Source organism: Agrobacterium tumefaciens (assembly GCF_031801495.1).
In the GTDB taxonomy this organism is placed as follows: domain Bacteria; phylum Pseudomonadota; class Alphaproteobacteria; order Rhizobiales; family Rhizobiaceae; genus Agrobacterium; species Agrobacterium tumefaciens_K.
The window spans coordinates 1,139,818-1,151,661 of the sequence record NZ_JAOEGC010000001.1 but is presented as its reverse complement, the minus strand read 5'-3'; the positions used below and the strand labels follow the sequence as shown (position 1 = coordinate 1,151,661).

General features: G+C 56.7%; 16 protein-coding genes and 2 pseudogenes. 11 read left to right on the top strand and 7 right to left on the bottom strand.

The features are described from left to right. The first annotated feature begins 65 nt into the window (after positions 1–65). Genes N7578_RS05330 through N7578_RS05320 form a run of 3 tightly spaced genes read left to right on the top strand, consistent with a single transcriptional unit; the run spans position 66 to position 1,192 of the window. Positions 66–344 carry a type II toxin-antitoxin system ParD family antitoxin gene (locus N7578_RS05330; RefSeq protein WP_311109254.1) on the top strand — a complete coding sequence of 93 codons (279 nt, stop codon included), beginning with the start codon at positions 66–68 and terminating at the stop codon, positions 342–344. Beyond that, positions 345–653, top strand: coding sequence for a type II toxin-antitoxin system RelE/ParE family toxin (locus N7578_RS05325; RefSeq protein ID WP_311109253.1), 309 nt, complete (start codon positions 345–347; stop codon positions 651–653). Between the two features lie 11 nt (positions 654–664). Beyond that, positions 665–1,192 carry a GIY-YIG nuclease family protein gene (locus N7578_RS05320; RefSeq protein WP_311109252.1) on the top strand — a complete coding sequence of 176 codons (528 nt, stop codon included), beginning with the start codon at positions 665–667 and terminating at the stop codon, positions 1,190–1,192. Between the two features lie 197 nt (positions 1,193–1,389). On the opposite strand, the pseudogene N7578_RS05310 reads toward N7578_RS05320, so the two are convergent. Beyond that, positions 1,390–2,436 (bottom strand): annotated as a pseudogene (locus tag N7578_RS05310) (IS110 family transposase). 61 nt (positions 2,437–2,497) lie between these two features. Between N7578_RS05310 and N7578_RS05305 the strand changes: the two are divergent. The 3 genes and pseudogenes from N7578_RS05305 to N7578_RS05295 all read left to right on the top strand — a co-directional run. Then, positions 2,498–2,674, top strand: a pseudogene (locus N7578_RS05305) (IS3 family transposase); the annotation flags it as partial. Between the two features lie 244 nt (positions 2,675–2,918). Beyond that, the gene (locus tag N7578_RS05300) at positions 2,919–3,539 is read left to right on the top strand and encodes a hypothetical protein (RefSeq protein ID WP_311109251.1); all 621 of its coding nucleotides are present in this window, start codon (positions 2,919–2,921) and stop codon (positions 3,537–3,539) included. 19 nt (positions 3,540–3,558) lie between these two features. Continuing rightward, positions 3,559–6,060 carry a caspase family protein gene (locus N7578_RS05295; protein ID WP_311109250.1) on the top strand — a complete coding sequence of 834 codons (2,502 nt, stop codon included), beginning with the start codon at positions 3,559–3,561 and terminating at the stop codon, positions 6,058–6,060. A 163-nt stretch (positions 6,061–6,223) separates the two neighbouring features. On the opposite strand, the gene N7578_RS05290 is transcribed toward N7578_RS05295, so the two are convergent. The 3 genes from N7578_RS05290 to N7578_RS05280 all read right to left on the bottom strand — a co-directional run bounded on the left by N7578_RS05290 (position 6,224) and on the right by N7578_RS05280 (position 6,932). After that, complete coding sequence (locus tag N7578_RS05290; protein ID WP_311109249.1) at positions 6,224–6,439, bottom strand: hypothetical protein; 216 nt, start codon at positions 6,437–6,439, stop codon at positions 6,224–6,226. Between the two features lie 46 nt (positions 6,440–6,485). Continuing rightward, a complete protein-coding gene (locus N7578_RS05285) occupies positions 6,486–6,635 on the bottom strand; it encodes a hypothetical protein (protein WP_311109248.1) in 150 nt (49 codons plus the stop codon). A gap of 81 nt (positions 6,636–6,716) precedes the next feature. Further along, positions 6,717–6,932 carry a hypothetical protein gene (locus N7578_RS05280; protein WP_311109247.1) on the bottom strand — a complete coding sequence of 72 codons (216 nt, stop codon included), beginning with the start codon at positions 6,930–6,932 and terminating at the stop codon, positions 6,717–6,719. Here N7578_RS05280 and N7578_RS05275 point away from each other — a divergent pair. From N7578_RS05275 to N7578_RS05255, 5 genes are all read left to right on the top strand, one after another. After that, the gene (locus tag N7578_RS05275; RefSeq protein WP_311109246.1) at positions 6,921–7,196 is read left to right on the top strand and encodes a hypothetical protein; all 276 of its coding nucleotides are present in this window, start codon (positions 6,921–6,923) and stop codon (positions 7,194–7,196) included. The genes N7578_RS05280 and N7578_RS05275 overlap by 12 nt on opposite strands. 198 nt (positions 7,197–7,394) lie before the next feature. Further along, positions 7,395–8,075, top strand: a complete 681-nt coding sequence (locus N7578_RS05270) for a permease (RefSeq protein ID WP_422646689.1) — start codon at positions 7,395–7,397, stop codon at positions 8,073–8,075. A gap of 12 nt (positions 8,076–8,087) precedes the next feature. Continuing rightward, a complete protein-coding gene (locus tag N7578_RS05265) occupies positions 8,088–8,621 on the top strand; it encodes a type II restriction endonuclease (RefSeq protein ID WP_311110062.1) in 534 nt (177 codons plus the stop codon). Positions 8,622–8,898: 277 nt separating this feature from the next. Beyond that, positions 8,899–9,771, top strand: coding sequence for a hypothetical protein (locus N7578_RS05260; RefSeq protein WP_311109244.1), 873 nt, complete (start codon positions 8,899–8,901; stop codon positions 9,769–9,771). A 160-nt stretch (positions 9,772–9,931) separates the two neighbouring features. Then, positions 9,932–10,348 carry a hypothetical protein gene (locus N7578_RS05255; RefSeq protein ID WP_311109243.1) on the top strand — a complete coding sequence of 139 codons (417 nt, stop codon included), beginning with the start codon at positions 9,932–9,934 and terminating at the stop codon, positions 10,346–10,348. A 98-nt stretch (positions 10,349–10,446) separates the two neighbouring features. Here the strand turns inward: N7578_RS05255 and N7578_RS05250 are convergent, their stop codons facing one another. Genes N7578_RS05250 through csgH form a run of 3 tightly spaced genes read right to left on the bottom strand, consistent with a single transcriptional unit; the run spans position 10,447 to position 11,761 of the window. Further along, positions 10,447–10,719: a curli assembly protein CsgF gene (locus tag N7578_RS05250; RefSeq protein WP_311109242.1), complete on the bottom strand. Its 273-nt coding sequence runs from the start codon at positions 10,717–10,719 to the stop codon at positions 10,447–10,449. 23 nt (positions 10,720–10,742) lie between these two features. Next, the gene (locus N7578_RS05245; protein ID WP_311109241.1) at positions 10,743–11,348 is read right to left on the bottom strand and encodes a hypothetical protein; all 606 of its coding nucleotides are present in this window, start codon (positions 11,346–11,348) and stop codon (positions 10,743–10,745) included. Between the two features lie 23 nt (positions 11,349–11,371). Next, positions 11,372–11,761, bottom strand: coding sequence for a curli-like amyloid fiber formation chaperone CsgH (gene csgH, locus N7578_RS05240; protein WP_311109240.1), 390 nt, complete (start codon positions 11,759–11,761; stop codon positions 11,372–11,374). Between the last annotated feature and the right edge of the window lie 83 nt (positions 11,762–11,844).

The window sequence follows — 11,844 nt, the reverse complement described above, 5'->3', positions numbered from 1 at the left end:
GTCAGGAAAGTGTAGGATTAAATCGTGTCGCATGGTATAAAAGCCTAGAAACGAAAGTGACGACCATGCGCACCACCCAATCTCTGAGCATTACCTTACCCATCGACATGGCCGAAATGGTCAAGGCCAAGGTCGCATCCGGTGAATATGCCACCGAAAGCGAGGTCATTCGTGATGGTCTGCGTACCCTTGCTGCGCGAGACGCTGCGGTAGAGCGCTGGCTGCGGGATGAAGTCGCGCCAGCTTACGACGCCCACAAAGCTGACCCTGCCCGTGCCGTTCCGCTCAATGAAGGAATGGCGAGCGTCCGCGCCCGCATCGCCAAGGGTGAAGGCCGCGATTAAATGAAATATTATGCTGTGCGCCTGTCGCCCGAGGCGCAGACCGACATCGTGCGGATACACGCCAGCATCGTTGAGAATTCCGGCTCACCCGTTACCGCCGACCGCTACATTGACCGCATTAGCGGCTTTCTAAGTTCGCTGAATGTTTTTCCTGAGCGCGGTACCGTTCGTGAGGAAGTGCGCTCCGGTCTCCGCATTATTGGCTTTGAGCGCAGCGCCAGCGTGGCGTTCGTCGTAGAGAACGATGACGTGGTTGTTCTGCGTATTCTCGTCAAGGGCCAAGAATTTAGCGACATTGCTACAGAATAGAGAACCGCAACATGGTCGTATATTTCTTCACCGAACTTGAGGACAAAGCCGATCCACCCTCAGTCAAGATCGGATTTTCAAACAATGTCGAACGACGAAGAGCAGAGCTGCAAACTGGTAACCCGCGTACAATCGCTTTGATGGGACAGATCAAAAGTGAGGGCGAACGTGAAGACAGAACAATTGAATCGGACCTTCACCGTCTGTTTGCAGACAGGAGGGGAGAAAACGGCGAGTGGTTTGAAATTTTTCCCGAAGATGTCATCACAGCACTGCACCGATATTCGTCCCGTGCATATTTGACAGTTGGAGACAATCCATTCGAAATAGTGTCATACGACTGCAAAGGAATACCTGAATTCGCCAGCCCTTGGCGATGGGCAGATGTAAATCCGCAAGAGTTTTGCCCAGCATGTGGATGGGCATGTAGATGGACCTATAGCGAAAACTGGGGCTGCGATTATTGTATGGAATGCGGCGCCAATGAAATTGACTACGAAGACACCAACGTCAACGTGTCCGACCGGATAGAGGAGTAGAGTTCACCACGACCAATCACATCTCCGTGAACGCAAGCGTAAGACTCCACTCCTCACACGCACATTTTTACACACACTCAAAAAACCATTCAAAATAGCAAATAAAATACAGTTATTTAAAGATAGACCGCCCTGACTCGTCATCACCCTCGAACCTCGCAATCTGTCCGGCCTCAACGGCCAGAAAGGCGATTGGGTCAAGCTGCGACCTGACGCATGTACGTGGCCCCCGGCTTTGTCAGGACAACCCAAACGATACGGGCCAGCTTGGCAGCCAAAGCTACGGTCACCTTGTTAACGTGCATTCTCAGTCGCAAGGTATCGATCCAGACGCCAAGACGATCTTTGCCGCGATCAAGATGCAGCATGCATGACCGTGCTCCATGAATGATCAAGCGACGAAGATAATTGTTGCCGCGTTTGCTGATGCCCAGGAGGTTCTGCTTCCCTCCAGTGGAATATTGTCGAGGAACCAAGCCCAGCTAGGCCGCAACGTCCCGGGCTTTGGAAAAGCGTGTCGGATCACCGATCCCGGAAAGAATGGCGGTTGCGCCAAGCGGCCCGATCCCAGGAATTGTCATAAGGCGTCTTGCGCGCTCGTCGGTATCGGCGATCTTCTCAATGTCGTCGGAGACCTGTCTGATCCGGGCTTCGAGCCGGCGGAAATCATCATGCAGATCTCGTAGAACAGATCGCGCCATAGGCGTCAGATCATTGTCGAGGTCGTCCATAACCCGGCAAATGTCAACCTTGAATACGCCAGCTCCCTGCCGCATCGCGACGCCATGCTCGAGGCAATAGGCGCGCATTTGGCAAATCAGGTTCGTCCGGGCCGATACCAGTCGGCTACGAACCCGGTGCAGCATTTGTAGGTCAACCTGATCCGCTTGCTTGACACCAACAAAACGCATTGTCGGCCGCGTTGCAGCCTCGGCGATTGCCGCGGCATCGATGATGTCATTCTTGTTCGACTTCACATAGGGCTTGACGAATTGTGCAGGGATAATGCGGACGGAGTGGCCCATCGTCTGCAGTTTGCGCGCGAGCCATTGCGATCCCGGGCAGGCTTCCATTCCAACAAGCGTCCGGTGCGCCCGTTCGAAAAACTGCAACAAAGTCTCACGTCGGAATTTAACGCGCTGAATGATCGCGCCTGAGCAATCAAGGCCCACGACATGGAAGAGGTTCTTTCCAATATCTATTCCAAAGACGGCGCACTCGTGCGGTTGGTTACGATTCATAATCAGGGCCCTCCTTTGCCCATCTCCACTATGCTCTCGAGAGACAGGGCGGACCATCCCATTAGCTCTGCGGCCTGTCCGGCAGCGCAAGCTGATACACGGGATGCTGGTGGATTGGGGCATCTCGATCCGACGGGCCTGCAAGGTCCTGAAGTTTGACACGTCGACCTACCATTAAAAATCCTGTCGCACCGGACAGGCCCCACTCGAACGACGCATCAAGGAGATTTGCGAGACGCGCCCGGCGGTCCAACGTTCGGTCACAGAGGAGATTTATACTGGACTCTAACAAATTGCGGGCATTAGATAAGGGATGGGCTTCGGATTAAGATTATCTCCGGGTTTTCTTGCAGAACAGAATTGGGGCGGTCATGAAAACTCTCGCGGGATATACACTTTGCGGCCTGTGCATATTCTTGGCTTTGGTGCTCTCCACCACTGTCGCCAGTTCTCAGGACGGGGTTCGGCCTGGCCCCGGCGAGACCATGCCGGAATACAATCGCCGTTACGACCAATGCAACATAAAGCTGTATCCGTTGGGCCTGAGCGGGTGGACGCCGGAATGGCACCAGTGCATGCGGGATAGCTGGGCCGCACGCAACAAGTCCAAGTCCAAGCCCCGGCCTAGCAAGCCACCCGCCGGGACCGCCACCAAGCCGCAGGATTCCGGAAATCTGACCGACAGCGCCAAAGTCGATCCCCAATGGACGGGCGACACGCGAAAGCGGATCGACGGCAAGGATGACGACACTCAGCAACTGCCGGAAATGAAGACAAAGGCTCCCTACGGGGACCGCAACTGCCCGCTCTTCCAGCCTGCGCCAAATCGCGGCGCTGTCGATTGGGACTGGGTGAAGGTCACCAACCGCTGCTCCTATCCGATTGCCGTCATCGCCTGTTACTTCGACGTGGGCGAGGAACGGAACTGCCTGCCCGGCGGCAACGGTTCATGGGCAACGATCGAACTCAACCCCGGCGAGACCACGACAAGCATCGCAACGTCGAGGAAACTGCCTTGGCAGGTCCGGGGGATCGTCTGCAACATGACGCCGCAGAAGAACAACAGGATGCTGTGTGTTTTGCCTGACGTCTACCGGAAGTCGTGAGCCAAGCGAGGGCATGTCTATGAAACGTTTTTGCCTTCCGATTGCGGTTGCTGCTCTGCTGACACCCTTCACCGCGCCCGCCGCCGACCGGGTGGCGCTGGTGATCGGCGAGGCTCAGTACAAATACACGACCGCGCTGCCGCACGCCGCCGCCGACACCGACCTGATCGCGTCGGTGCTTGAGCAGTTGGGCTTCGAAACCACCGCAGTCGTCGATCCCACGCGAGCGGGACTTGCCGACGCTCTTTCCGGCTTTGCCGCGCGCTCGGACGGTGCGGAAATCGCCATCCTCTATTTTTCGGGCTACGGCCTTGCGACCGGTAGCGACAATTTCCTGCTGCCTGTCGATGCGCGGCCGTCAGGCGACGTCTCGGTCAGGCTGGATGGGATAAACCTCGAGGATGCGATTGCCTCCATGGCCCGTGCCGGCACGAAGGTCGCGCTCGTCAACACCGCATCGGAAAATCCTTTCTTGATGGCAACGCGGCTAGGGACAACCTCAGTCAACGCGGACAATGTCTTTGCGCCGGTCGAGACGACGGCGGGTTCGGTGTTCGTCTCGCAAGCACAGACGCTGCATGCCGACGCGGATGAGCCGAGCGCCTATGCGACCGGCTTCATATCGGCTGCGGCACAACCGGGCGCTGACCTCGCTTCCGCCCTCAACGCCTTCATCAATGGCATGGGCGACAAAGACACAACAAAGCCTGTCCATTTCGGGAGCATTGCCGCAGGCCCGCCTCTTCTGCCGCAGCAGGCCGCAGCACCCGAGCCGCAGGTCGCAACGGCACAGCCGCCGGCGGATGAAACACCCGCGCAGACATGCGACCGCCTGGCGGGTGACCCCAACGACCCGCAGAAGGCCGCGAATTACACGGGTTCGGAGAGCGAATCCAATATTCCGCGGTCAGCGGAAGAGGCATGCACGGCCGCGCTCGGCGCCCATCCTGACGATCCCCGGCTATTATACCAGGCGGGGCGCGCCGCGCGCGACGAGGCCGTGAAGCGGCGGTATTTCGAACGTGCCGCCAAAGGCGGGAGCGTGCAGGCGAGCGTCGCCCTTGCCGACCAGATCCTCGGCGGCCGGGCAGGTTTTTCAAAGGATGAGGCGGCGGCCGCCCGGATGCTCGACGAGGCGATTGCAAAGGGATCCACCAGCGCGATGGTCGCGCGCGGCCGCCTCCACCTCTCGGCCTCGGCGCCCAGCCAGAACACCGCGGAAGCGCTGCGGTTGCTGCATTCCGCCTCTGAAAAGGGCAACGCGGTGGCCGCGGTGACCTTGGGCGACATGTACCGCGACGGCAACGGTGTGCCCAAGAGCCGTGCGGATGCGATGGCATGGTACAAGCGGGCGATGAACCGCGGCACCGGTGCGGGCCTCGACCAGCTGGGAGACCTTTACCGAACCGGCGCGCCTGCGGAAAGGAATTATGCCGTGGCGCTCGCTATGTATCTGAAGGCGGCTGCCTTTGGTGAAAGCGAGAGCCGCAATGCCGAGATCGCGGAGATGTACGACCTTGGCCTGGGCGTGCCGAAATACCCTGCGGAGGCGGAAAAATGGTATCTGAAGGCGGGGCCTGAGGGCGAGTTCCAGATCGGCGTCAGGCGCGAATTCTGGCCCGGCAACGAACGCACATGGTTGGGGAAGTACGGCTTTTATGGGGATACCCCGCCCGATCGGCTCGCTGACGCCATAAGCTGGTACACAAGGGCGGCGGACCACGGCTTTGCCCTTGCTCAGTGGCGCCTCGGTTTCCTTTATAAAATCGGCCACGGCGTCGAAAAGGATCGGCGACGTGCCCTGGAGTGGTATGGAAAGGCCGCCGACCAGGGGCATGTGCCCTCCATGCTCCGGATCGCGGAGATGCACGATCTCGATGGCAACACGGATCAGGCGCGCGACTGGTACGAGAAGGCCGCAGCGACTGGCGACACTGAGTCGATGCTGGAACTGGGAAAGCTGGCCAGGAATGCCTCTCCGATCGCCCTCGCCGAGGCCGAGAAGTGGTTTCGCGCCGCCGCGGACCTCGGCAACGCGGAGGCGATGCGCCGCATGGGGAGGCTCTATGAACAGGACATGGGCAACAAGCCGAACCTTGCCGAGGCTATGAAATGGTACAGGAAGGCAGGCGAACTGGGTGACGCAATAGCTCTGAACAATATCGGTGCGATGTACGCGAACGGGGAATCCGTCGCCAAGGATTCGGCGGAGGCGGGCAAGTGGTACGAGAAGGCCGCGGCCGCGGGCAATCATTACGCCAATCTCAATCTCGCGATCCTGTTTTCACGCGGCCTTGGAACCAGGAAAGACATTCCGCTGTCTGTACAACTCGCCGAACTGGCCGTTCGCAAGGATGAACAAGCACGCGAGGATCTGAAAGAGAATTGGTCCGACTGGGTACCGGAATTCCTCAGCGCATTCCAGAAGCGGCTGAAGGAACTGGGCGAGTATGAAGGCGCGATCGATGGGCGCTTTGGCAGCGGCACGCTTGCCGCGATCGACTCCCTGGCTGAGGACTGATTAAAGTCGCCTTTGGCAACCTCTTCTTCGGTCCAGCCGAAGAAGCTCTAGACTGTGTCGGGCGTAGAGTAGCGGTATCGCGGCTCGAAGTTCATGCCCTTACCGGCGGAAGTGACCTCAAAGCCGGTTGCGCGGGCCCAATCGACACGACCTTGAGGCGGTGTCATCCAGCCGCCTCCCACGACGGCTGATGAAGTATTCCGAACAGCTCTTCCCCGACCAACTGGATGCCGGTTACTAAAAGCGTCGCGGCCATCTCAGAAGCCGACATTGCGGCGATCCGATCTGCTACCGGGTTCGACTTGATCTGGAAAAATCGTTGCAAGATCCAACCAATCGCCATGGATCCGGCCAGCGTTGCCGCTCCGAACAGCACCATCAGAGTTGCGGCTCGGAAGCCGACGGACCCGGAACAGGCACGTCCATTATCTGCCAGCGACCCTGTAAAGCGCCAGGATCGGAATGCCGACGAAGGCCAGCGCCGGAACGAGATTGTATGGGAAGCTGCGAAACGGAGTGAGGGTGAGCGCCAGAAAGGCGATCGCCACTGATGCCATGAGAACGCGCCAGCCCATTCCGTCGATCTCCACGGGTTTGCCGTTGTAAAAATTGGAGATCGCGATCGGACGACATCATCTCAGGGGCCCGGCATCTGATTACTTGACGTAGAGGGTGAGATCATAGCTTGCAGTCTCGTTCCGCCGGGCAGCGTTGCGCATCACGTACACGTCGATGACGTACTTGCCGCTGGACGGGATTGTAATGCTAGTGCCGTTGCCATCGATCGAGCTGTTATACATCGCCGCATCGGCGCCCGGCGCGGTGACGTTGAAATAGAGGCTGGTATTGCGGGAATCGAGTTGGACGCTCATCTTCTGGCCGGCTGTGACAGACAGCGCGTACCGGACGGTCTGATAGCCTTCACGGATGCCTTGATTGTCGCGCTCGAAGATCCGGGCGCGAAACGAACGGTCTCCTGCCGCATGTCGTCGGCGACCGCTGGCATGGCTGATAGCATGGCAACGACTAAAATCAGGGATTTCACGATCTTCATGGAAGGCTCCTCGTGGTCCGCTGCATGCGCAACCGTTTCCTCAGGGCGTCGCACCCTGACAGCGTTGCTCGGGTTCCTGTGACCACATCCGGTCATCGTTCCAGGCACTCCACTTGCCTACCCTAGTCGGCAGCACGCGAAGGGGGAAGCCAAAATGGCGAAGTCCTCAATGGTTGCAACCGCCGAAGAAGCCAAAGCAACGTGACGTCGGTCGCTGACGTTGGTAAGAGGATGCATCCGCAGGACGAAATAGGACGGGAAGGATTGGCACGTGGACTTCATGAAGCTGCTGAAGTCGCTTGAAGAGTTGCTATACGAACTGGTGTCATGGCTGGTTTTCTATCCTGTCACGATGTGGCGCTCGGTCGTGCGGCCGCTCAGCATGATGCGCTACGCTGACATCGAACTCACCGACAAACCTGAAGACCAGTATCAGGATACTCTGAGCCCGCCGCTGTTCCTGCTGATCACTCTGCTTCTTTCGCAGGGACTGTCGGGGTCTCTGCCCTCGGTCTATGATCCGACTGAAGCCGCCCGGGAACTGGGGTCTGGATCGAACCTTCTCATCGCACGAGGAGTGATCTTCGGGATTTATCCCCTGTGCATGGCCGTTACGCTTCTGCGATCGAAGACGGTCAGTATCACGCGCAATTCGCTCCGCCCGCCCTTCTTCAGCCAATGCTACGTCGCGGCACCCTTCGCTTTCGTACTGGTGCTGGGTCTGGATTTTCTGAGCATGCCAGAAGGCAAAGGTTCGCTCTCAGGTGTCATCGCGATGGTGTTTGCCCTGGGCTGGTATGCACAATCACAGGTGCGTTGGTTCATGCGTGATCTGGGCATCGGCGCAGCAAGAGCGCTTGCCTTCTTCGTCGGAGCATTTCTGCTTGCCACCGTCGCCGCGTTCGTGGTCGCTCTGCTGATCACTCTCGACTTCAAAAGCGTTGCGTCCCCAAAAAGCTGAGCCGCCGACGATATTAGCACAATTGAAGATGCAAATACGATTGTCTACCTGGATCGAACCGGCACTGGAAACGAGACCTCCGCATCTGCAAGAGCCCAGACCATTCTTCAGCGTCGTAAATCCCGTGCCGGTCGGTCGCTCGAGCTTCATGCCCGGGAGATTTTCACGGAAGAGAAACTGGTTGAGGGAACCGACTTTTCGCATCAACCGGAATCGGAAGCCGGGAAGTCACCAGATTTTCTGTTTCCGTCTGAATCGGCCTACAAAGATCCGCAATTTCCTCAGGACAGGCTGCGAATGCTTGCGGTTAAGACTACGGTGAAAGACCGCTGGCGCCAGATTCTTAACGAAGCCAATCGCGTTCAACAGAAACATTTGCTTACGCTGCAGGAGGCTATCTCTAAAACGCAGTTCAGAGAAATGTTCGACGCCAGAGTAACGTTAGTGGTGCCAAAGCCGATAATGGAGAAATTTCCACCTTCTGTGCAACCTTACCTGCAGACACTGGAATCGTTTATCGGTGATGTGCGATTTCTGAGGCTCTGAAGCGTCAGACCAATATTCTGGAATAGGGGAAGAGGGCGAGGCTATTTGGGGGCTTGCCTCTCGGTTTTGTGGTCCTTGGAGCACCATCATCGAAGTCATCTATGAAGGCCGGAACGATCATGAAGTCGCGGCGTTCTTCAAAATATGCATCGAGCCCATCGCATTATTAATTATTCACTAAATTGAGATTGCGAACACAGAGATAATGTTACAATAAAAAGTTATGCCGAATTATTCTTTCGTGGATTATTAGACGCGTAGTATTAGAGCATTTGCTTTGAATATCTTGGACCTCGCCCTATCAATTGCCGCACGGCGCGATTTTCCTCGCGCGTTGCATGACTCCGCAAGCAAGATGCTGGAACTCAATACGATCGCTCCTCGCACAGCCCGCTATGTCTCCAACGTGCCAAACTGGCTTATGACGCAAGGGGCCGTGCTTTTGTATTTCGAGCATCTCCGCAAAAAATCTGCGCCGAATTTGACGTCAGCCAACCTCCTGAAGCTCTTTGCGGCGCACGAGGTTAGTGCCGTCAGTAAAAATACTATCGTCTCTCATCTTGGGGAGATGCGTAGATATGGCCTCGTAAGCGACGACAAAACCAATACAGGCAAGCGCGCCAAGCCACTGCTCCTTTCTGAAACCGGGCAAGAACTGGTCTGCCGATGGTTTAACGGTCACCTGATGTCACTTGACATGATGGATGGCGGCACCCGTCATGAACGCTCCCTCAACGAGCCTGAACTTCTTTATCGGGCGCATCCGCGCGCGGTACGCATACTGCTGGGTGAAAAAGGGTGGTCTGACCCGCCTGATAGTGTCGGCACGTTTGCGTGGGTTGAATCAGGCAGCAACATTCTCCACGACCTCTTTCTGAGGACACCGCCGCAGATCGATCTGCCTGACCGAATTTGGGTCGGCTCCATCAGCGCATCGGACATTACCGGCGCTTATATAATATCGCGCAGCCATGCGCAGCGGGTGTTCGCCCGCGCAAAAGAACGGCAACTGCTTGGCTGGGAGAGATCGGGTAACGGGGGCAGCTTGTGGATATCCCGCGACCTCATAGAAAGTTACCGTTTATGGCAGGCCCTAAAATTTGCCGCGATCCAGATAGCATGGAGCGAAATCGAAGATTCGAATACTTGAACGATAAACAGGTATCCGGACCATGCTTAGCAATATATGAATTGGTTGCGTAGAATTGGCCATCACATATTTCAATAATAATAACCATTATTAGTGAGGTATATTTTTATACTCCGCACGTAATTATCTCCCCAACGACAAAGAAACAGGGAGAATAAACATGCGCAATAAATCGGTAATGCTTCTCGCTTCGCTTGTTTTCGGAATGGCCGCATCTTCTGCTACCGCAGGACCTATCGTTCCTTCCCTGGCCTACGTACCGCAGGCGACGAGCGCGAATTATGTAACTACAGCTCCGCTGATGGATACTGCTGCAATCTTCAAGCCTTCGATGGATGTGATTTCGTCGATGCCGAAGGCGATGGATAGCACTAATCTGGTCGGCAATCTCGCCCTGGCTTATCAGAGTGGCGAGCTCAATACGGCATCCATCGAACAGACCGGCACGCGTAACATCGGCATCATACAGCAGATCGGTTATATGAACGCTGCCTCGATCACCCAGACAGGTACCGGTCATAATGCGTTCATCAGCCAGCAGGGCCGCAACAACGTTGCCGTCATCCGCCAGCGTTAATCTCAAAATAATCATGGCGACGCTGGAAACTGCGTTGCCTTCGGATTGTTGAGGTAGGAAAGCAAAAGGGGCCGCAAATGCAGCCCCCACGTCGACACTCAGTTTCCGCTGGTCGAACCGTCCACGTCGGGCAAAGTAGATGGATCAGGAACCGGTTGCGTTACGCCGCCAAAATCCGGAAAGTCGATCGTGAATCCAGGGCTCTGGCTTGCTCCGTCTCCTTGCGAGGTTGCCTGCGAGAGAAGCCAGCTGCCGTTGAGCGGATCGCCGCCAAGTGACGGGTTAACCGGCCGGTATACCAGTTGAGATGCTTGTGCACTGCCTGCAAGCAGAACCGCTGCGGCAAGAAGAGTATATCTCATATTTTTCATATCAAACTCCAACTGTTTGTCGCTTAGCGCTTTGGAAGAACGTACATCCGACCGGGAACAACAACGACAGTCTTGTTTTCAAGACCGCGCAACCCTGTCGGCATCATGAAATTTCCGCTTTGCGGCGTTTGTATCGCCACAACCGTCGAATTCACGGAATCGCGCACGTCCAGAACCCCGGCAAGGTTATCGCCCTTCTGAACGTAAGCTATCTGATTGTTATTGCCGGAAACACCGACCAGCTGGAAATTATCATTTCCCTGGCTGGCCTGTACTACCGAATTATTCTGGCCGCCCTGAACCAGAAGCAAAGCCGAGCCCGTACCTTCGATCGCCTGGACCGCGCGGTTGTTGGAGCCGGACTGCTGGATCAGTGCGAGACTGCTCGTGCCATCGATCGATGCATTGGCATTGTTCTGCGTACCGAGCTGGATGATGCCGACATTGGAAGCGGTCGAGCTGTTGATGAGCGGCATGATGGGCTCCATGAGCCCTTTCACCGCCGCCGTATTCGTTTCGTAGTTCGTTACGAGGAGACCTTCGGCCGCTGCCGTGGTGCCGATTGCGGCGACACTGGCAACAAGGAGTGCACTCCTCAGCTTTGCGATCATCTTGCCTGCAATTTTCATGGCTACGCCCTCCACTCGTTCTCTCAAATCTTTGTCGGTGCTGCATCGAATTTCATCGACCGCCGCATTTCACACAGAGCCTTGCCGGATCGGTCCGTCGCTGTCAGTACGACCGTCACATCCGAGGGACGTCCGGTCGAAGCGAGGATTTTTCCTGCGGCTCCGTTCGCAAACCCGCTTGCCTGTCTGGACTGGCTCTTGCCGGCTGCGCTGTCCTTGATCAAATCAAGAACCACTCTGCCTTGAAGGTCTTTCCGACCTTCCAGAAACGGCTCTATCCGTATCATGTCATCCGCGTTGACAAGGATGCCGCAGCGGGTGACCCGTTCGTCGGTCACTGTTCCCAGATAGATATCGCTGCTCTGAGCGATCGCTCCATCTGCAAACAGGGCATTCAGAAAAAACGGTACCAAAAGTGCTTTTCGATCAACCCATGGATACATCGGTCCGCTCCGTTGGCCGGGAAAGGGGCGCCTCGCGGCGCCCCCTGCCTTGA

What these genes read in the sequence shown, in the direction of transcription:
- N7578_RS05330 (WP_311109254.1), top strand. Translation starts at nt 66, where the DNA reads ATGCGCACCACCCAATCTCTGAGCATTACCTTACCCATCGACATGGCC.
- N7578_RS05325 (WP_311109253.1), top strand. Translation starts at nt 345, where the DNA reads ATGAAATATTATGCTGTGCGCCTGTCGCCCGAGGCGCAGACCGACATC.
- N7578_RS05320 (WP_311109252.1), top strand. Translation starts at nt 665, where the DNA reads ATGGTCGTATATTTCTTCACCGAACTTGAGGACAAAGCCGATCCACCC.
- N7578_RS05300 (WP_311109251.1), top strand. Translation starts at nt 2,919, where the DNA reads ATGCCGGAATACAATCGCCGTTACGACCAATGCAACATAAAGCTGTAT.
- N7578_RS05295 (WP_311109250.1), top strand. Translation starts at nt 3,559, where the DNA reads ATGAAACGTTTTTGCCTTCCGATTGCGGTTGCTGCTCTGCTGACACCC.
- N7578_RS05290 (WP_311109249.1), bottom strand. Translation starts at nt 6,439, where the DNA reads ATGGTGCTGTTCGGAGCGGCAACGCTGGCCGGATCCATGGCGATTGGT.
- N7578_RS05285 (WP_311109248.1), bottom strand. Translation starts at nt 6,635, where the DNA reads ATGGGCTGGCGCGTTCTCATGGCATCAGTGGCGATCGCCTTTCTGGCG.
- N7578_RS05280 (WP_311109247.1), bottom strand. Translation starts at nt 6,932, where the DNA reads ATGAGCGTCCAACTCGATTCCCGCAATACCAGCCTCTATTTCAACGTC.
- N7578_RS05270 (WP_422646689.1), top strand. Translation starts at nt 7,395, where the DNA reads ATGAAGCTGCTGAAGTCGCTTGAAGAGTTGCTATACGAACTGGTGTCA.
- N7578_RS05255 (WP_311109243.1), top strand. Translation starts at nt 9,932, where the DNA reads ATGCGCAATAAATCGGTAATGCTTCTCGCTTCGCTTGTTTTCGGAATG.
- N7578_RS05250 (WP_311109242.1), bottom strand. Translation starts at nt 10,719, where the DNA reads ATGAAAAATATGAGATATACTCTTCTTGCCGCAGCGGTTCTGCTTGCA.
- N7578_RS05245 (WP_311109241.1), bottom strand. Translation starts at nt 11,348, where the DNA reads ATGAAAATTGCAGGCAAGATGATCGCAAAGCTGAGGAGTGCACTCCTT.